This is a genomic window from Cobetia sp. 5-25-4-2 (assembly GCF_013374075.1).
Lineage (GTDB): Bacteria > Pseudomonadota > Gammaproteobacteria > Pseudomonadales > Halomonadaceae > Cobetia > Cobetia marina.
The window spans coordinates 1-19,337 of record NZ_BLWK01000010.1 but is presented as its reverse complement, the minus strand read 5'-3'; the positions used below and the strand labels follow the sequence as shown (position 1 = coordinate 19,337).

Below are 19,337 nucleotides of genomic sequence, written 5' to 3'. Positions count from 1 at the left end.
CGTCGACGCCGATCAGGACTGCCGGCTGTCAGGCCAGACACGTCCCGGGCGCCATGACTGTCGCAACGAGGAGCCGACATGCTGCAACCCCAGTGGTTACGTACCTTCCGCACTCTGGTGAGTGTCGGCAATTTCACGCGCACCGCAGAGCAGCTCGATCTGACCCAGGCCGCTGTCAGCCAGCATGTGCGACATCTGGAAACCCAGCTGGGCAAGCTGTTGATTCGACATCCTCGCAAGCTCGAGCTGACACCGGCCGGCCATGCGTTGCTGGATTACGCGCGCGAGATGGAGACGGCGGAGCAGCGCCTGGCCCAGCGCCTGGCCGGCAATGAAGACAGTCACGGGGATATTCGGCTGATCACGCCGGGCAGCATCGGACTGGCGCTTTACCCCCGCTTGCTGGCGCTGCAGCAGGCGTCACCCGGTCTCAATATCCATCATCGCTTCGCCCCCACGCGCGAAGTGGTGGAGTCAGTGCTTGAGAATCACTTCGAGCTGGGCATCGTCACCCAGAAGCCGGATGACCCGCGCCTGAGCGTGACGGAGCTGACCCGCGAGCCACTTGAGCTGGTGGTGCCGGCGGGTGTCGAGATCCATGACTGGCGCGATCTCGAGACGTTGGGCTTCATCGATCATCCCGATGGCCAGGACATGGCGTCACGACTGCTCAGTCGGCGTTTCCCGGGCAATCCGGGGGTCCGCTCATTGCCGCGCAGTGGCTCCACCAATCAGATCAGCCTGATTCTGGAACCGGTGGCCTGCGGGCTGGGCTTCAGTGTCGTGCCTCGCCATGCCCGTGAGGCCTTCCAGAATCATCAGGCCATCAAGGTGGTGGCACCCGCAGACGGGGATGTCGAGGTGGTGGATACGCTGTGGTGGATTACACGGGCGGAGTGGCCGCTGTCAGCGCGCGCCAGACGGGTACAGCGCGATCTTCAGGCCGGTCTCTGAGAGCTGATGAGTGAGGAGGGCGGGCGTCAGGCGTCAGGCAATGTCAGGCCTGAGAATTCGCGCATCAACCAGCGAGTGATGGGCTGGATCACGGCGCTGTTGGGATGGCGGACACTCATGCGATAGCCATGACGGTCACGCGAGATATGCGGCGTCAGGGCGATCAGCGAGCCGTTGTCGAGCAGGTCCTGAATGACGTGACTCCAGCCCAGCGCGACTCCCTGATGGTTGACGGCGGCGTTCAGCGTCAGCGGGAAGTTGTTGAAGGGAAAGGCCTTGTCGAGACGCGGTACCGGCAGTCCCGCATGACGACACCAGGTGGCCCAGTCCAGCCAGCGACTATCGCGCATGTCCAGATGCAGCAGCGTGATGCGCGACAGCGCCTCGGCATCCAGCCCCTTCTCCAGCCCATGACGCCGCGCGTAATCCGGGGAGCAGACAGGAAAGGCGCGCTCCGCGACCACCAGCGTATCGCGATGATCGCCCGTCAGCGGCGGGCCGAAGCGGATCGCGATATCGGCCTGCTGCATCTGCGGGTCTTCATCGCGATCGATCGGCAGCAGCGTGAAGTGACACTCCGGAAAGGCCTGCTCCAACCGCTCCAGTCGCGGGCGCAGCCAGACGTGGGCAAAGCCGGCACCCGCGGCGATGGTGATGCGCGGTGTCGGCTTGTGCACCTTGCGACGTGCTTCCGTGACGGCGCTGCAGACCTGGCCAAGTCCGCCTGCCAGTTCGGCATGGAAGCTCTCGCCGTAGTGGTTGAGGATCAGCCTGCCGCCCTGGCGATCGAACAGCGGATGGCCCAGGTGCTCCTCCAGCGCGCGGATGCGCTGGGAGATGGTGGGCTGGGTGGTATCCAGCTCATTGGCCGCAGCCGTCATCGAGCCCAGGCGAACCGTCACGTCAAAGGCGACCAGCCCGCGCAGGGAGGGCAGGTCATCCAGAGGGCTGGCGGTATCGTCTGGCGCAGGGGAGCGTGTCTTTCGGGCCGGCACGGGAGTCCTCGCTGTGATGCACTGTCACGGCGGTCCTGTCCTGGAATATCCGGGCCTGCGAGAGGCTTCACGCCGTACACCGCGGATATCAGGCAGGAGCGCCGCCTTGTATAGGCGGCACTTATACGCGACGCAGCGAGTGACATCAACGCTCAGCCCGGCGAATCAGGGCGCGAGGTCGCACCTGATCCTGACCAGGGTCGCACCTGTTCCTGTTGGAGGGCGTCCCTGAGCTTACTGAGTGCCGCGCTCGGCAATTCGCGCATGCCAGGCCGCGATGCTCTCGTCGGGATACTCGGCGTGATGGGCATCACGCACCTCGTGCGGGACTTCCACCCAGTTGGCCTTGCTGTCGAGCATGATGTGGACATGCTCCGGTGGCACGGGCAGCGGGGTGTCTATCGCCCCCGCCTGCGGGTGGATCAGTTCTGGCCAGCGGGCATCGTAGAGCCACAGTGCACTGCCGCAGTGCTTGCAGAAATGACGTTCCGCCGGGCTTTCGACCCCGTCGATCACCGCGTGATAGATCGAGATGTGCTCGCGGCCTTCCACCTTGAGGGTGCCGGCGTCGCCCGCCAGGTTGATCGCGTAGCCGCCGCTGCCTGCCGTCTTGCGACAGATCGAGCAGTAGCAGCGCTGGTACGGGTAGGGATGCGGTGACTCAAGCTGGAATGTGACGGCCTGGCAGTGGCACGAACCTTCAAGCTGCATGAGAAATTCTCCTTGTGATGCCTGGGCGAGGGTGCTGGCGAGGCTGGGGCCGAGAGGGTGACGCGATCCAGAGGCAGGGGGATCGCTCTGTCACTTGTCGCTCTGCCTGCCCGGCAGGAGATTCTCACATCGCCAGCGCATAGACATAGACCTCGAGCTCACGATTGTCGTCGAGAATGACGGTGGTGACGCGACGCTGATAGATGGGGCCCTCGAAGTCATCGAGAGCGTCCCAATGCTCGGGCAGCTGCGGTGAGGAAAAGACGTGGCCGCGTATCACCTGCCCCGTGTTGTCGACCACCAGCCCGGGGAAGTTGTGCTCGGTACCCTGATCGCTGTTCTCGAGTCGGCCGCGCAGATAGGCCGGGCGCCATTCGCCATCGATGTTGGCGATGACATGTTCGTTGAGTCCGCCTGGCCCCAGCGGGCCATAGATGAAGAGGTGTTCCATGTGTCTGCCTGTCGGGTCGGGGAGGGGGAATGCGTCTCAAGGAGCGAGACTGCCGCATCATCAGGGACAGTCTTCATGGATACTTGCCTTGCCCCACGATGATGAAGGCTGAGTGGCGAGGTTCAACCCCCTGTTGGCGTGGTGCGCTCAACGCAACGCCCACAAACCACATTGCCCCCACTGGGCGGGCCAGTGGGGGCAATGGTCAAGCACAGGAGTGGAGCAGGTCAGGCGCGATTCATGCGCCCGCCATCCACACGTTCAGACGCGGCTGTCGAAACCGCCGGCGGGCTCTTCGCCGATCACGTCCGGATCGAAGGGCTTGCGTGCGAAGACGCGACGCAGAGCCGGCTCGAAGTGCTCCAGCGGCGGGGTCGGATAGTCCGGATCGAAGGCCGCCTGATCATAACGCTCGCAGAAATCCACACACTTCTGATACCAGGGGTGATCCTTGTAGATCTCGCGCTCGTTGCGGTCCTCGCCGGAGAAGTGACCGTAGTAGAACTTCTGGAACAGTCCATGGTGGTGGATGATCCAGGTCACTTCGGCACGCACATAGGGGCGCACGATGGAAGCGGCCAGCTGCGAGTGATTGTAGGGCGCCAGCTCGTCACCCAGGTCATGCAGGAGGGTCGCGACGACGAGATCATCATCGCCACCGTCGGCTTCGGCACGTGCCGCTGACTGCAGGGAGTGCTCCAGACGGCTGACCTTGTAGCCGCTCAGACCATCATCGAGCTTGCGCAGGGCAAGCTTGAGGCGCTCCACCAGCCCTTCATTGAACTGATCCTCAAGACGCTCGAGCAACGCATAGTCTTCTGCGGTGCCGTCCTTCATCTGGGTGAATGAAACCTGATCCATTACGCCATTTCCTCACGGTTTTCTTGTTGTGCCTGCTGCTGACGCTGACGCATCAGGGTCGTGGCGAAGCGCTCACGCGGGCCGTCGCTGTCCATGTAGCAGCCCTGCAGGTGACGATGCCCCTCATTGGTGTCGAACGCCGTACGGCCATGCAGCACGCGGGTGTTGTCGAACATCATCAGCTCACCGGACTCGAGCTGGAAGCGAATCTCGTTGGCCGGGTCCTGGAACAGCTGTCCAAGACGCTGACGGGCCTGATGGTAGCGGCGCGTGTTCTCCAGCGACATGTGCGGCAGATGATCAAGACGCGGGCTGTAGTTGACGCCGATCGGCTCACCATCGGAATTCTCGCGAATCACGCAGCGACGGGTGGTCAGCTCGGTACCGGCATCCAGGAAGCGGAAGCCCACCGGGGTGGTACGCAGCAGTTCATAGCCTTCCGGCATCTCGGCCTTGAGCTGCTTGAGCGCATTCAGGCTGTCGACCAGCGTGGACAGGCCGCCAGTGGTCTCGTTGACCAGGCAATGCAGCATCTGGATGCCCGGCACCGGATCACGATACGGATTATCGGTGTGCGGTCCAAGTGCCACGCTGCGATAGGCCAGATCGTTGCCGGTCGGGCGCGAATACACCTCGAAGTAGCTGCCGAAGTTGGTGTCCTTCACGTAACCGAAGTGACCGGCCACTTCCAGAATGCGCTCCGGATCGGTCGGCACGTTCTGCACGATGATGTAGCCAAAGCGCAGATAGGCCTCCAGTGCCTTCTGGAAGTCCTCATTGTTGCCCATCTTCTCCCAGTCGACGCGCTGCGCCTGCTGATCGATGCCCGCATCCCAGCTCTCGGCCTTGGGGAACGGCGTGATGCCCTGCAGCTCATGCGCCAGCAGGGTGAGGTCATACACCTCGCAATGCCCGTCACTGAAAGTGAATTCCACGTGCGTCTCATCGACCGGGCGCGCCGCGGTCAACTCGAGATTGACGTCGATGGCATGCGAATCGAACAGACGCTGGGTGGTGACCTCATCGAGCTGCTCCGGGTCCTGGGTGCGCTCGCGCAGCCACAGCGGGCTGACCGGCTCGTGGCCTTCAGCGGTGATCAGGTTCAGTGACAGCGGCGACTCGCTCAGGGTCAGCGGCAGCGCGTCGGACAGGGCATTGGTCAGGGACATGCAGGCATCTCTCCATTAGCACGGTTGTATATCGTGGCCATTATGGGAGCGAGGCATGGGACCTAAGTAGGGGGTGAGTGTTATCGGAGGGTATGCATTTTTCTTATGGAGTGAGTCGTGGCGAGATGACGTGAATGCTCAGCCTGAAGATGCTGACGTCACTGGGCGGTTGACGTGTTCTCGTGACTGCCGGGCGTGGGGGGGAGCACTCCCTTAACCACCACTCATACCAGGGACTCTCGGCTGCGATGGACGATGATATTGACATGCCATTGGTCGCATATAGGAGGTCTTGCGTGTCAAGAAATCCAGCGAATCACTCCTGTAAGACCAAAGGATAAATGCGATTTTATTTTTCTATATCAATGACTTGTATTTTAAGCGGGGTGCTCGAAAAGAGAATTTTCGTGAAATTGACTGCGTGTAATCATGGTTTGTCGAACCCGTAATATGAATACATATTTATATATTAAACAAGAATTAAAACGACATTTCATATTTTTGGTGTGCTTGCTAGCTTTGGTGAAACGCCATTTCATTCGCTTGGTTCAAGGAGAGGCGTGACGCCACGGGGTCCTGCTCGAAAAGTGCTCGTCAGGTGATGAGTTACGCACTGCCCCCCCTTAAGACCGGAAGTCATCGGAGTGCCCTGCCGCGGCACGGCGCTTCATCTCTGCACGCCATACGCCAAATAAATACAAGAGGCACAAGATGAGCATCGATATATTGATCGTCTTGGTATATTTTGCATTTCTAATGTTGCTGGGGTGGCTCTATCGCTCCGCGACTCGTTCGACAAACGATTATTTCCGAGGTGGCGGTCGCATGCCGTGGTGGATGGTCGGCGCCACGGCATTCATGATGTCGCTGAGTGCCATGACCTTCACCGGACTGATGGGCAAGGCGCTGACGGGCGGGATCTCCATCGTCATCGTCTTCGTGGCCAATGCCACGGGGTATTTCATCAACTACCTCTTCTTTGCCGCCAAGGCTCGGCAGATGCGAGTGGTCAGCCCCATCCAGGGGATTCGCCTGCGCTTCGGTCGCGTCAACGAGCAGGTCTTCACCTGGGCGAATGTGCCGCTCAACGTGATGCAGGCTGCCATCTGGCTCAATGGCCTCTCTGTCTTCGTCAGTGCCGTGCTGGATATCCCCATCGAGCAGACCGTGGCAGGGGCTGGCTTCGTTGTCCTGTTCATGTCCCTGGTCGGTGGCAGCTGGGCGGTCATCGCCTCCGATTTTCTGCAGATGGTGCTATTGACGGTGATGACCTTCGTCGCGGCGGTGGTGGCGGTCGTCAAGTCGGGCGGCGTGGAGAATCTGATGAGCCGAGGCCTGCCGGAGCATGCTTTCCTCGGGGATGGGTACAGTTATGGATATCTGTTCGTCGGCTGGTTCATCTGCATCTTCGTGAAACAGTTCTTCAGTACCAACAACATGATCGATTCCTATCGCTATGTGGCCGCCAAGGACACGCGTCATGCGCGTAAGGCAGCACTGCTTGCCTGTGGCCTGACGCTCTTCGGCACCAGTATCTGGTTTCTTCCCGCGTGGTATGTGGCTGGGAATTACCCTGACCCGGCCAGCTGGGGGCTGGCAGATCTCGGCAGCAATCAGGCGGACGCGGCCTATTACATCTTCGTCAAGCGCGAGCTTCCCCTGGGCATGGTGGGACTGATGCTCTCGGCGATGTTCGCGGCCACCATGTCGTCCATGGACTCCGCCCTCAATCGCAATGCCGGGATTCTGGTGAAGAGTGTGTATGAGCCATATTTCTGCAAGGACGGTGATGAACGCAAGCTGATGCTGGCAGGCAAGATATTCACGGCGATGTTCGGGTTGATCGTGATCGGCGCGGGACTGTTCTTGACCACGCTGCAGGAGTTCGGGCTGTTCGATGCCATGATGATCGTCGGTACTCTGGTCGGGTTCCCATTGCTGATCCCCGCCATTCTCTGCTTCTTCGTACGCAAGACGCCTGACTGGGCCGGCTGGGGCACCATCTTGGTCGGTATGTGCGTGTCGGCCATCATCGCCTTCGGTGTCACGCCGGAGCTTGTGCAGTCCGTGATGGGCATGTCCGAGCCGATGGAGGCACGCGAGTTCGCCGAACTCAAGTCAGTCACCCTCGGGGTAGGGGCACACATGTTGATCACGTTGCCGTTCTTCCTGCTCACCACACTCTTCTACAAGGTGCCCTCGGCTGAACGTGCCGCGGAGATCGCCCGGTTCTTCGACAACGTGGATACCCCGGTGGTGTCCGAGGATACTGCCGAGACACTCGAGCTGGATCGTCAGCCCTACCAGCTGTTGGGGAAATTGCTGATGGCCTCAGCCTTGGGTGTCCTGCTGCTGGTGCTGGTGCCCAACGAGATGACGGGACGTCTCATCTTTGTCAGCATCGCCGCGATTCTAGGCATCCTGGGCTTCTTCATGAATCGGTTCGGTCAGGAAAAGGTACAAAAAGCAGCATATCGGCCTTCTCATTCGTAACCCCTTGGACAGCAAGTGACTGTTACCAGCATGGGGGAGAGGATGTCTTCTTTTCCCATGTTCTCCCATGCTGAGTGACTCGACCCGAAAACCGTCATGTTCCATCAGGAGCCATCATGCCCGAGCGACCTAGGTCCGCCATTCACGCCACGCCATCGGTTCAGGCCCGGCATGGCGGCATCTTGAGCGAGGAAGAGTTCGAGAAGTTCACGCTCTATCTACAGGCGAGCAACAACCGCGAGGATGACCAGGCACGCGCCCGTATCCTGGGATTCACAGGAGAGGGCATCCGCATTGCGCCGGGAGCCATCGTGCGCCCTCATGATAGGAGTGCCATTCATGAGCAGGTCTATATCGGCCTACAGGCTTACATCAATGGGGATGTCACCATCTATCCGCATGTACTCATCGGCCCCAATGTCTCGATCGTGGCCTCCAACCATCAATATTCTCCACGGGATGACCGTTTCAGTGATCGCTCGGATGAGGTGAAAGGTCGCGTCATCATCCAGCATGGCGCGTGGTTGACCTCTGGCGTGGTCGTGACACCTGGGTGCGTGCTGGGCCGTTGTTGCCTGATCTGTGCCAACTCCGTGGTCACGAGCGATGTGCCGGACTATGCCATCTTCGCTGGTATGCCAGCGCGTCAGATTGGTCATATTGACCGTGACACCGGCGAATATCATTGGATCTGAAGGAGAGGCTGGATGCTGCTGTTGACACGAGATCACGATTTTCAGGTCTTCCTCTCGCCCTGCGAGTCACTGCCGGCCTGTACCAACCCGCCCGCTTTTACCTGGCCAATGGCCACGACCGACAGCGTCTACACCTTTGAGCTGGTGAGGACGGAATCGGGAGACTCACTCTGTCGTGAGCAGGTCACCTCCCCGGTGCTTCTTGAGGATATCCTCGAGGTCGGGGGATATCGGTGGCGTGTCACTGACGAGATGGGGGAAAGCTCGCAGTGGGTCGAGTTCACCCTGACCGGCCGAGAGCCTGAGTATCTCCCGCCACGTGCAGAAGTCTTGTTTGCCGCCTGCGAAGCACAGACGCAATGGATGCTGTATCTCGATGCCGACCTTCCACTGGTGAAGCAGGCCGCTGCCGAGGATATTCCCCGTATGCGGGCGACAGCCAGAGTCGCGCTGGATAACGGGTTGCCGGAATATCCTGACCACCATCGCCGGGGGCGTGAACGTTACAAGCGTCTGGCCATCCATCGGATACGCGAATGGGTGGATCGTGACCTGATGGCACTGTGCCTGCTCTATCGCATCGAGGGGGATGTCGCGGCAGGCGAGGCTGCCGTCGAGCGATTGCTCACGTTGGCGGAATGGAGCACGGATGGCCCTGCCACCCTGGAGAGACCTTGCCAGTGGGGTGATGAGGTCGGGTTGTCTCTGGCGCGAAATGTCTTCCTGGCCTATCACTGGCTGACGCCGCTGCTGGCGGATGGAGAGCGTTCCTTTGCCCGAGCGCTGCTGGTACGTGTCGCCGAGCAGATGATGCATCGTCTCGAGCAGGATGACTTCGTGCAATATCCCGGTCATTCACATACGTCGCGGTTGCCAGCCTATCTCGGTGTGGCAGCGCTGGTGCTGCACAAGGAACACGACCGCACCAGGTGCACGCAGTGGTTGCAGTGTGCGCTCGACCTCTATCGAGGCGTATTGCCGTTCTATGGCAGTGCGGATGGCGGATGGGCAGAGGGTGCCTTCTATTCGTCTTCCTATACCAAGTGGTTTCATCCGTTCTTTCTTGCGGTGGAGCGGTTATCCGGCTTCTCGTTCTATCAGCATCCCTTCTACGTCAACTATCTGACGTACTGCCGCGACTTCGTCGTGACGGACAATGACCTGCATCCCTTCGGAGATGGTTTCTGGTGTTATGCCGATGGCAAAGAGTGGCCAGGGTTCTTCGCTCAGAATCCGCTGCGGATCTACGCCCAGCGTTTTGGCAGCCGGGACGATATGCATAAGAGCCGTCAGCTGGAAGAGTCGATCGAGATCCATGCTCTGCATCTGCTGGATGTCATCCCGACGCTGGATCAGATACGTCTTGCACACGAACGTAGTGAGCAGCAGACAGGATCTCGGCATAAGTCTCCTGATGACTCCCGTCATGCTTTCTACCCGCATGCCGGGCATGGTCTCGATCGTTTCGGCAAGCTGGAGCTGCGCTACCGCTGCAGCCCCTTCGGCAACAGCTCTCACCGCCATGGTGATCAAGGCAATGTGAGTTTCATCGATACTGGTCGCTCCGTTTTATGTCCCACAGGAAGTTACGGTTATGCTTTCGGCAGCCAGCATCACCGTGAATGGACGCGCACCTCACTTGCCCACAACGTGCCATTGATCGATGGAGTGGCGCAGTCTCTGGATGATCCAGCAGCGATAGCTCGCGTTATCTCGAGTACCCGAACGGGTGGAATGGTGGCTCATCGGCTGGACTTGAGCGCTGCCTATATAGGTGATATCCGCTATGTACGCACCATCGTGTTATTGGAAGGTGTCGGCATCGTGATATTTGATGACCTCTCAAGTCAGCAGCCATTTACTGTGCAGTGGCAGCTGCATTCTTCACTGAAAGCTGGCCTTCAATCCGACGAGCAGGGCAAAGCAGTAACACTTTGCGAAGGCCAGCGTGACTACCGACTGCGCCTGGAAAGCCACCCGGAACTGACTCCTGAAGTGACTCATGGCTACGCTGAAGAGCGAGAAGAGCACATCATCATCGACAGCGATGCAAACCCCGATGTCGCTCACATGACGTGGACAATTCCTGCCCAGCGACAGCATTGCATCCTTGCCAGCTGTGTCAGTCAGGAGGTCATTCTGAAGCAGGAGGAGGGAAGGTTGCGTATCGTCTGGGAGGGTAAGGAGATGGTGGTGGAATTGATTGATTATTAATGGGAGAGGTTTTCTCTATTGTTATCATTCATTTTCAATCTCTACTTTGTTGTCACACATTGAGTGTCCCGGCACTAGAATATGGTCCTTGTTCAAGGAGGTTATAAATGACTATCCGTAGTGGCCGGGTTTGTACTCGCTTCAATTCAGTGTGGATAAATTTAGCTTCCTGTACTGGCTTGTTTTCTCTACTGGAGGGCATAAAAACCAGCAGAAATAGTGTATGGATATCCATCGGGCCTGGTCTGAAAGGGAGAGATGAATGTATGGTGATTATCTTGATTCAGTCATAGGTCATAAGATAATCGTACTATCTATTGTTATTGTAATATATCAGAAATCTCCTTCCGATTTAGCCCTTTGTATAATGTGGATAGCATGCTCTTCTTGATCATGAAGTGTAGAGTTCTCATTACTGCAATGCTATGATCAGCGTTCTGAAAATATATAGAGAACATGGGATGTCAAACGATAGGGAAGTTGTTTCTCGGAAATATCATGTTGATGACTTGCCGGGTACAAAATTACCCGCCACCAGAATTACTGGTATCTTGGAGCGGCTTCAGCAGGGAGAACCCATATCTCAGCTATCATTACGATACTTGGATAGTCAGGGTCTGCTGGCCCTAAAGAAATTTATCATGCAAGACATCCCTTTTGATCAGTTTCATCAAGAAGCAGAAGAAGAGCAGATTCTCAGAATACGGAAAGCCAAGCTAGACAGGATCGCAAAGGAAGAAGAAGCACGGTTGATAGAGGAAGCAAGACAAGAGAGTGTCCGAATAGCACAACAAAAATCCTTGGAGAAACGAAAGGCGCTAGAAAAGACACCTCAATATAAAGCCAGGATGAAAAATCGATTTCTGAGAAACAAGTATGCTATCGACTGTTACATTGAGAAAATCGACTTTCATCGTTTGATGGATATATTGCGTCGAATTGATGAAGACAATCGTCTTTTCGAAAATGATTTGCTGTGACTTTCTACACATGGCCGGGATTATTTCAGCAAAGAGTTGAGGTCAGCCTATCATCATGCAGAGGCCAGGTTTTACGAGGAACATTTCAATCGTAGTCAAGATGTATGGATGGCGATTAATGCCAGTAGCCACTATCGAAAATGCGGAAAATCTCTCAGAGCTGCTGAAATTCTCAAGGCTATTTATATTGTAAATATGGCATCAAGAAAAATGAAAACCGCATTTCATACAACATTTGGTGGTGTACAACGTGACCTCGGACACCGAGACGAGGCTATTGATCTAGCAATGATCGCTCACGGGCTCATGAGTAAAGACTTCAGACCATGCACATTGTTGGGTGCAATTTATATGGAAGGTGGACAGGTCAGTCTCGGTCATGAGTGGTACGAAAAAGCGATTGAACGTGGTGCGAGTGAGGAGGCTATTGATAGTGAGCTAAGAATCATCTTCAATCGCGCCAACCATAAGGACCGTCAGGATATTCGCAAGTATCTTCTTCAGGTTGATTCAAGACGTTTTTCCTGGGTCAAGAATAGATGAGACGTTATTGAAGACCGTGGCCATTCCAGACCCTGTGCGCAACATCTTTAGGGATTGGACGTGGTGCGTAGTTAGCCGAGCAAATATCCATCCCGTAGCTTCCTGGAGTCTGACGCTATCAGTCATATGTCAGCGGGTTTGCGGAGAAGGGGTTGGATGAGGTTCGGGTGTTCATGGCATTCGTTCCCCCAGAATGCCCGCGCGCTGGATGATCTCCGGCACAGACGCTTCCTGACGATGCGCCATGATATGCACGCCACTCACACCCTCGATCTCACGCAACTGCTGGATCATCTCGATGCAGATGTCACGGCCTTCCGCCTTTTGATTCTTGGCACCCTTGAGGCGTTCGATCACCTGGTCCGGGATATGCACCCCGGGGACGTGTCGACGCATCCACTCGGCGGTACGTGCCGAGGCCAGCGGGCCGACGCCGGGCAGGATGAAGCATTTTTCCACCAGGCCCAGATCACGAGCGCGATGCATGAAGTCCTGAAAGCGTGGGAGGTCGAAGCAGTACTGTGTCTGGATGAACTGAGCCCCGGCGGCGATCTTCTTGGCCAGACGATGAGGGCGAAACGCGAAGGGCGGAGCAAAGGGGTTGGCGGCGGCGCCCAGAAATACCTGGGGCGCAGCGGTCAGTGACCGGCCGCTTGCGAAGGCGTGCTTGTCACGCAGTCCGGTGACGATTTCCAGCAGCGACAGGGAATCGAGGTCGAACACCGGCTTGGCCTCGGGGTGATCCCCGACCTGCACACCATCGCCGGTCAGACACAGCAGGTTGCGGATGCCCAGCGCCGCGGCCCCCAGCACATCGCCCTGGATGGCGATGCGATTTCTGTCACGACACGAGATCTGCATCACCGTCTCATGGCCTTCGCGGGCCAGCAGGGCACACATCGCCACGCTCGATATGTGGCAGTTGGCGCCCGAGCCATCGGTGGCGTTCATGGCATCCACATGACCGGCAAACAGCTGCGCGCGTGCATGGACGTCCTGTGGGTCAGCCGAGTCGGGAGGCGCCAGCTCGGCGGTAACGGCGAACTGCCCGTTTCTGAGCACTCGCTCCAGGTGACCGACGTTGCCATCGCGCTCGGCAGGTGGCGCCTGGGTGTTGTCCGGGATAGTGAGTCTGGAGGTCATTTCAGGCTCTCTCGACGCTCAGCGGCTTGCCGAGCCACACGCAGCCAGGATGAAGTGCCCTGCAGGCGGTGGTCCACCGGCAACTGCACGACCTGGATCGCGTCGCTGTCCTTCATTCGCTGGCTGCCTTCCCAGGCTTCCACCCAGACACAACGCTTGTCCGGTTCGACTTCACAGTTACCATTCTGCATGACACCGCCGCAGGGACCGTTGCGCAGATTCTTGGGGCAGTTCATGGAGCAGGACATGCCGGTCGAACTCAGAATGCATTGGCCACACATCTGACAATCAAATAGCAAGCCCTTGCAGGCTTGTTCCAGCCTGGCAACGGGCTTCTCTGCACGTGCGTAGCCCACGGATTTCCATAGCGGATGCAATTTGATGATCACCGGCTCGATGGCCCGATAGGTGAGCTCCAGCAGTCGCGCGTGATGTGCGGCCCACAGACGAATCGAATACAAGGATGTCTCCTGCAAGAAATCTTTCAGGTGAAGGCTTGGACATGCATGCAGGGCAGTAAGGGAGCCGGTCACGTTGATCTGCATGACGCCATGAGGTTTGCCTATCTTCGCACGTCCTCATGGCAAGCTGGCATGTGAATGTAGCAACCCAATAGGCATTACAGGCATAGGCGGGTTTTTCAGGTCTGGCGACACCACTGTGTCGGTTGTGCCGTCTTGGCATGTGCTCAAGCCGTGAAGACAGGTCTTAGTGAGGAGTTGACGCTTCAAGACTAAAATCTGGAGGCATCAGGCAATTTTCAGGAGGTGGTCGTCACGCCATCCCTGAAATGCGGCCTTTCTCCCTGAATCTCCTGACAAGGAGGCATATCAATGGGATGCCGGGATATCTGTCTGACGCTCAATGAATGGATTGGCTCAGGGGGCGAGAAAGTCATCGAGGAGGGGAGTTCGTGATGAATGATCACTTGCCTTTAGAGTGATATAGGACTTGAGTTCTTCTGTACTGATATTCGAACTGTAGCGAATGTGCTGATCGATCAGGTGGACCAGGAGCTCGGCGTAGCACTGTCGAGCGACCTCTATTGTCGTGACGGTGACTCCAATACGTTGAACGATCACGAAAAAGGTATTCGTCTGTGTTCCGGCCAATATCAACGTGAATCCATTTTCGCTTGGCGTCAATGCCAAGGGCGTATTGTGGCAATCGGAAGGGCTTCCGTGCAGTGTAATGATGGTCATTTCTGCCATGAACTTGTCCAGGTTCTGAAGCGCTAATGCTCGGCCTCTATTATTCAATCCATGAATCACGATGTCTCAGAATGGTTTCTGGTAAAGCGTCCAGCTATTTTCTTGAGTGTTAAAGGCATGCAGGTCATCGGGACTTGACGAGTTCCAGCAGGGTGCGACAACGCTCTGTGCGATGACGGCTCGCTAGAGGAACCGGTCGCTCAGCGACAATGTCACACTCATTGGAAGACTCGAGATTCCACGCTGACCAGGCTTCATGGTCGATACTCTGATATGGGCACGGGTAAACGAAACAGCCGCCCGATATCGGACGGCTGTTTCGCCTATTCATGCCTCAAGCGTTGGTCGTGACTGAAACATCCTGATCGATATACAGCGTGGCAGACCCCAGCGCGTAGGTATCATAGGTCGCGCCGTTGATCACTTCCTGGCCGACCATTTCTGCACCGTCAGCCTCGACTGTATCGTTGCTGTCACCTTCGATACGCAGCACATCCTCGTCATCAGTGAGGTTGAGCACCGTATCGGCATCCAGTGTCAGCGTCGTCCCACTTTCACTGCTATCACTGATATCGAGCACTTCGATATTGAGCATCTCGCTGGTGCCGGAATCAGTCGCCAGCAATGCGCTCAGATCGATGCTTTCTCCGGTGCCATCGAACTGCACGGTATCCGTACCGAGCCCGCCATCGATATCGAACGTCAGTGTCGAGGTGACGATGGTGTCATCGCCCAGGCCACCGTCGAAGCTGTTGTCGCCAGCTTCACCAAACAGCAGGTCATCGCCGCTTCCACCGACAAGAATGTCATCGCCATCACCACCACGGATCAGGTCGTTGCCAGAACCGCCCGTCAGAGTGTCATCCCCATCCAGTCCGTAGAGATTGACATCGTCACTTGCGGTACTTGCATCAATGACATCTGCGGCCTCGTCATCGATGAATACCGTACTGCCTTCCGCACTGTCGAGCAGGTTGGCATCCAATAGTGATCCCAGAGCCTGGGTGGTCGTGGCGCCTTCGCTGTCCGTTGCACTGATGGACAGGTAGTCAAGCAAACTCAGGCTAACGAGGTCGCTTTGATTGAAGTCCAGTGTGCTCAGAAGCTCATTGATCTGCAGGTTGTCAATCGTGCCTCCGTCAGTTGACGTGATGGTGATGGAGGCTTCAGCTGCGACAAGGCCCAGCAGACCAGCACTGCTGGTAGTCTCGATCGAGAGCCCGAATTCCTCTGCCAGAGCCGTGTTGACGGATAACTCCGGTGCGCTCAGTAGACTGCTGAGATCCACGTTGACCAGTGGCTCGAAGGAAACGGTCACACTGGTCAAGTTGCCATCGACATCCGCCACGTAGAGATCATTCTGCGACAGATCAAGAATGCCCAGGGCGTCCAGACCCACCAGGCCAAGGAGTTGCTGGCTGGAGCCAGCCACCGTCGGCGCGGAGTTCGAGGTCTCGACGATCGTCGGTGCATCTGCCGCGAAGACCAGATCTCCCTGTGCCGTATCTCCGTCCCCATCGATCGCATTGACCTCGATTTCGCGTGAGATGTCCCCCAGCACGGTGGACGACGTGGCCTCATCGACCAGCAGCTTGCCTTCTTCCAACAATCGTGCGATCAGATCGGCGCTGTCCTCGCCAGTCTCGAACAGATTCACACCCTCGAAGGTGATGGTCTGATCCACAAGCCCGGTATCGGTCTCTTCACCCGTGAATGCTCCCGCGCTGCTGATCGACAGCACGGTATCTGCTCCCACCAGTTCAAAGGCCAGATAGCTTGAGAGATTGTTGAGTTCAGAGGTGACATAGCCCTCGCCCTGCAACAGTCGCGACAGATCGATGATGTCACCCGGGTTGTCGGCATCTGTCAGCGCGTTGACGTTGAAGTCTGTAATGACGTCATCAGAAGGCGCAGCGGTCGTTCCTTGATCACCCTCCTCCCAGCGGAAGATATCGACACCATCGCCACCGGTCATGGTGTCATTGCCGGTACCGCCTATCATCAGATCACTGCCGGCACCACCATCCATGATGTCGTCATCGGCACCGCCGCGCAGGATATCGGCTTCGCTGCTGCCGATGATGGTGTCATTGCCACCGTATCCATAGAGGCGAGCACTTTCGGTAGGCACATCAAGTATCTCGTTGGCATCTTCTCCAGTGGCATCCTGAACTCCATCGATGATATTCGCACTGGCACCGCTGTCTTCACCGTCCAGTAGCGTGAGGCCCAAGAGATCGCCCACTGAACTGGTGTCCGATGCACCATCACTATCCTTGACGGTCATGGTGGTAGAGCCCAGCAGATCTACATCCAGCACATCGTCTGAGGTCAAAGTCACCGTTGCCAGGAATTCGTTCAGCTGTTGTTGATCAATAGTACCGCCATCCATTGCAGTGACTGTCAGGGTGGATTCTCCTAGGATGGAGATCGTACCAACTAGTGGAATTGTTATATTTATGCCCGTACTGACAAGTTCTGCGTTGAGCCCAAATTCATCTGCCAATTCTTGGGAGAAGCCGATTGTCACATTGGGTGAATCACTGCTGATATTCAGAAGCCCTTGGGTAGTGATTTCCACTTGTTCAATATTGTTGTCGACATCGCTGACGCTCAGGTCCTGTGTTCCCGCAAGATCGAGTAGGCCAAGCGCTTCTACGTCTACGATCCCCAGCAAACCACCGGTATCAGCTACATTGGCTGAAGGCGCACTATTCTCAGGTGAAACAATATCCAATACGCCCGTGTACTCGTAATCATATGAACCGTCTACCAGGTTGATCTCGAATGTCTCGCCCAGCAACGTCGTGATGGAAAGTACGCCATCAGTGATTGCCACATCAGACGCGAGATCGATGATCTCTGAGGTGCCAGCGGTACTGAGGGTATAGCCATCCGTTGCGTCTTCAGCAATGGTGAAGGTGACGCCTTCAAACGTGACGCTGTTGATGTAACCGCCATCCGCGCCGAAACCAGCGGTCTCGAGCAGATTGCCGCTGACGGCCGCAGCACCCGCTGTCACTTCCTCGTACTGATAGCTGGTGACCTCAGGCACATCATCCACCACCTTGACGCTGATATCGCTGGTCAGGATATCGTCGCCATCCGTCAGCGTGACGCCGACAGAGAAGTTCAGGCTGTCTTCGCCTTGCAGCGTGTGATCCAGGGTCGAGAACAGCTCGGTGTCATAATTTCCGGCGTCATCAATGGTGATCTGCAGCACTGTCTCGGCGGAATCTGGATTCACTGCCTGCAGTGTCTGGCCATCTTCGCTCAGCACCCACTCGAGATCAGTTCCGTCCTGGCTCAGTGTCGTATCCGCAGGCGCCACCAGGGCGAAGCTGGCATCACGAGACACGTTTGTATACGTCAGCTGCCCGCTTGATGTCGTTTCTTCTATATCGCTGTCATCTTCAGTGGCGGGCAGGGCGGCAAATCTTGCGAAGCTGAAGGTAAAGGCAGCTGGTTCAACTGTCTGAGTAGATTCGACCGTCTCTGTTGTCAGTGCATCCTCGGTGACAGCAGTGCTACCTGTACCAAGCGTCGCAGTGGTGTCCTTGGTGGTGGTATCAACGAAGTCTGTCGTGTTTCCTGCTTCATCAGTGACACTCATGGTCACTGTCAGCTCACCTTCTGCCAGCCCGGATAGATCTTGTCCGACGGTACTGATGACTCCATCAGTGACGGTGATATCCGCCGTGTCGACGGTAATGGAGCCACTCTCGCTATCGGTGATGGTAATCACGACATCGTCACTATCGATGCCATCTTCCACTGCCCCTGTCAGCTGAACGCTGGTGATCTCATCAAGACTCAGCGTTTCGTCTCCACCATCCACGAAATCGATGGAGTTATCCGCTGCTGACGGCGCGGTCGTATCGATCACGATATCCTGCGAGGTCGCTGGACCTGTGTTGCCGGCGGCATCCTGCACACGGAGCTGCACGGTGGCGGACTCGGTGAGGCCGCTGTCGTAGCTGACCGCAGTGCCTGTCACGCTGGCATCGGGGATGTCGATCCAGGTGGTGCCATCGGTGCTGTACTGCAGGGTCTCATCTGCGGCCAGCGGCGCAGTCAGGGAGGCCGTGATGGTCAGGCCGTCATTGTCGCTGGTAATGAAGTCATCCGCGGTACCGGTGTCTTCACTGATGCCAGTGATGCTGATGGTGGTGGTCGGCGCAGCGGTGTCTTTGACGCTATCCGCTGTGAAGCTGTTGTCGTTGCCGGCGTCGTCAGTGACCGTCAGGGTGGCGGTCAGCTCGCCCTCGGCGAGGCCAGACAGATTCTGGCCAGCGACAGTCAGAGTGGTGCCCAAGANGTGGTGCCATCGCTGCTGTACTGCAGGGTCTCGCCCTCGGCCAGCGGCGCATCCAGTGTGGCAGAGATCGTCAGGCCATCATTGTCGCTGGTGATGAAGTCGCCCGCGGTACCGGTGTCCTCACTGATGCCAGTGATGCTGATGTTGGTGGTCGGCGCAGCGGTGTCTTTGACGCTATCCGCTGTGAAGCTGTTGTCGTTGCCGGCGTCGTCAGTGACCGTCAGGGTGGCGGTCAGCTCGCCCTCGGCGAGGCCAGACAGATTCTGGCCAGCGACAGTCAGAGTGGTGCCCAAGACGGTGATATCGNGCCGTCATTGTCGCTGGTAATGAAGTCATCCGCGGTACCGGTGTCTTCACTGATGCCAGTGATGCTGATGGTGGTGGTCGGCGCAGCGGTGTCTTTGACGCTATCCGCTGTGAAGCTGTTGTCGTTGCCGGCGTCGTCAGTGACCGTCAGGGTGGCGGTCAACTCGCCCTCGGCGAGGCCAGACAGATTCTGGCCAGCGACAGTCAGAGTGGTGCCCAAGACGGTGATATCGGCGGGGTCGACGGTGACGGAGCCACCTTCGCCGTCGGTGATGACCAGCTGAACGTTGCTG

At 57.3% G+C, this 19,337-nt stretch carries 15 protein-coding genes; 6 read left to right on the top strand and 9 right to left on the bottom strand.

Translation table 11 applies throughout. The features are described from left to right. Positions 1-78: 78 nt before the first annotated feature. Positions 79-954 (top strand): LysR family transcriptional regulator, encoded by an 876-nt coding sequence (locus HXS65_RS16085; protein WP_176494374.1) that lies wholly within the window; start codon positions 79-81, stop codon positions 952-954. Between the two features lie 26 nt (positions 955-980). Here the strand turns inward: HXS65_RS16085 and HXS65_RS16080 are convergent, their stop codons facing one another. The 5 genes from HXS65_RS16080 to HXS65_RS16060 all read right to left on the bottom strand — a co-directional run bounded on the left by HXS65_RS16080 (position 981) and on the right by HXS65_RS16060 (position 5,141). After that, the gene (locus HXS65_RS16080; RefSeq protein WP_141392023.1) at positions 981-1,949 is read right to left on the bottom strand and encodes a LysR substrate-binding domain-containing protein; all 969 of its coding nucleotides are present in this window, start codon (positions 1,947-1,949) and stop codon (positions 981-983) included. A gap of 234 nt (positions 1,950-2,183) precedes the next feature. Continuing rightward, positions 2,184-2,660: a GFA family protein gene (locus tag HXS65_RS16075; protein WP_176494373.1), complete on the bottom strand. Its 477-nt coding sequence runs from the start codon at positions 2,658-2,660 to the stop codon at positions 2,184-2,186. 124 nt (positions 2,661-2,784) lie between these two features. Further along, positions 2,785-3,111 (bottom strand): gamma-glutamylcyclotransferase family protein, encoded by a 327-nt coding sequence (locus HXS65_RS16070; protein WP_077373980.1) that lies wholly within the window; start codon positions 3,109-3,111, stop codon positions 2,785-2,787. Positions 3,112-3,372: 261 nt separating this feature from the next. Continuing rightward, positions 3,373-3,972: an HD domain-containing protein gene (locus HXS65_RS16065; RefSeq protein ID WP_176494372.1), complete on the bottom strand. Its 600-nt coding sequence runs from the start codon at positions 3,970-3,972 to the stop codon at positions 3,373-3,375. Then, on the bottom strand, positions 3,972-5,141 hold the full coding sequence (locus HXS65_RS16060; RefSeq protein WP_176494371.1) for a TauD/TfdA family dioxygenase: 1,170 nt from the start codon (positions 5,139-5,141) through the stop codon (positions 3,972-3,974). The genes HXS65_RS16065 and HXS65_RS16060 overlap by 1 nt, the downstream gene beginning before the upstream one ends. 711 nt (positions 5,142-5,852) lie before the next feature. Between HXS65_RS16060 and HXS65_RS16055 the strand changes: the two genes are divergently transcribed. The 5 genes from HXS65_RS16055 (at position 5,853) to HXS65_RS16035 (ending at position 12,066) form a co-directional block, all read left to right on the top strand. Further along, entirely contained in the window at positions 5,853-7,634 is a 1,782-nt protein-coding gene (locus HXS65_RS16055; RefSeq protein WP_084208264.1) for a transporter, read from the top strand. 116 nt (positions 7,635-7,750) lie between these two features. Further along, a complete protein-coding gene (locus tag HXS65_RS16050; RefSeq protein ID WP_176494370.1) occupies positions 7,751-8,329 on the top strand; it encodes an acyltransferase in 579 nt (192 codons plus the stop codon). Between the two features lie 330 nt (positions 8,330-8,659). Continuing rightward, on the top strand, positions 8,660-10,543 hold the full coding sequence (locus tag HXS65_RS16045; protein WP_176494369.1) for a heparinase II/III family protein: 1,884 nt from the start codon (positions 8,660-8,662) through the stop codon (positions 10,541-10,543). A 461-nt stretch (positions 10,544-11,004) separates the two neighbouring features. Next, positions 11,005-11,523 (top strand): hypothetical protein, encoded by a 519-nt coding sequence (locus HXS65_RS16040; protein WP_176494368.1) that lies wholly within the window; start codon positions 11,005-11,007, stop codon positions 11,521-11,523. Between the two features lie 108 nt (positions 11,524-11,631). Next, positions 11,632-12,066, top strand: coding sequence for a hypothetical protein (locus tag HXS65_RS16035; protein WP_176494367.1), 435 nt, complete (start codon positions 11,632-11,634; stop codon positions 12,064-12,066). 171 nt (positions 12,067-12,237) lie between these two features. On the opposite strand, the gene HXS65_RS16030 is transcribed toward HXS65_RS16035, so the two are convergent. The 4 genes from HXS65_RS16030 to HXS65_RS16015 form a co-directional block, all read right to left on the bottom strand. Further along, positions 12,238-13,209, bottom strand: a complete 972-nt coding sequence (locus HXS65_RS16030) for a methylenetetrahydrofolate reductase (RefSeq protein ID WP_176494366.1) — start codon at positions 13,207-13,209, stop codon at positions 12,238-12,240. Continuing rightward, complete coding sequence (locus HXS65_RS16025) at positions 13,206-13,754, bottom strand: methylenetetrahydrofolate reductase C-terminal domain-containing protein (protein WP_176494365.1); 549 nt, start codon at positions 13,752-13,754, stop codon at positions 13,206-13,208. The genes HXS65_RS16030 and HXS65_RS16025 overlap by 4 nt, the downstream gene beginning before the upstream one ends. Positions 13,755-14,087: 333 nt before the next feature. Further along, positions 14,088-14,420, bottom strand: a complete 333-nt coding sequence (locus HXS65_RS16020) for a hypothetical protein (RefSeq protein ID WP_176494364.1) — start codon at positions 14,418-14,420, stop codon at positions 14,088-14,090. A gap of 334 nt (positions 14,421-14,754) precedes the next feature. Next, positions 14,755-18,735, bottom strand: a complete 3,981-nt coding sequence (locus HXS65_RS16015; protein WP_176494363.1) for an S-layer family protein — start codon at positions 18,733-18,735, stop codon at positions 14,755-14,757. Between the last annotated feature and the right edge of the window lie 602 nt (positions 18,736-19,337).

Excerpts from the sequence above, each read along its gene's own strand:
- HXS65_RS16085 (WP_176494374.1), top strand. The coding sequence starts at position 79 with ATGCTGCAACCCCAGTGGTTACGTACCTTCCGCACTCTGGTGAGTGTC.
- HXS65_RS16075 (WP_176494373.1), bottom strand. The coding sequence starts at position 2,660 with ATGCAGCTTGAAGGTTCGTGCCACTGCCAGGCCGTCACATTCCAGCTT.
- HXS65_RS16070 (WP_077373980.1), bottom strand. The coding sequence starts at position 3,111 with ATGGAACACCTCTTCATCTATGGCCCGCTGGGGCCAGGCGGACTCAAC.
- HXS65_RS16065 (WP_176494372.1), bottom strand. The coding sequence starts at position 3,972 with ATGGATCAGGTTTCATTCACCCAGATGAAGGACGGCACCGCAGAAGAC.
- HXS65_RS16060 (WP_176494371.1), bottom strand. The coding sequence starts at position 5,141 with ATGTCCCTGACCAATGCCCTGTCCGACGCGCTGCCGCTGACCCTGAGC.
- HXS65_RS16055 (WP_084208264.1), top strand. The coding sequence starts at position 5,853 with ATGAGCATCGATATATTGATCGTCTTGGTATATTTTGCATTTCTAATG.
- HXS65_RS16050 (WP_176494370.1), top strand. The coding sequence starts at position 7,751 with ATGCCCGAGCGACCTAGGTCCGCCATTCACGCCACGCCATCGGTTCAG.
- HXS65_RS16040 (WP_176494368.1), top strand. The coding sequence starts at position 11,005 with ATGTCAAACGATAGGGAAGTTGTTTCTCGGAAATATCATGTTGATGAC.
- HXS65_RS16035 (WP_176494367.1), top strand. The coding sequence starts at position 11,632 with ATGGCGATTAATGCCAGTAGCCACTATCGAAAATGCGGAAAATCTCTC.
- HXS65_RS16030 (WP_176494366.1), bottom strand. The coding sequence starts at position 13,209 with ATGACCTCCAGACTCACTATCCCGGACAACACCCAGGCGCCACCTGCC.
- HXS65_RS16025 (WP_176494365.1), bottom strand. The coding sequence starts at position 13,754 with ATGCAGATCAACGTGACCGGCTCCCTTACTGCCCTGCATGCATGTCCA.
- HXS65_RS16020 (WP_176494364.1), bottom strand. The coding sequence starts at position 14,420 with ATGGCAGAAATGACCATCATTACACTGCACGGAAGCCCTTCCGATTGC.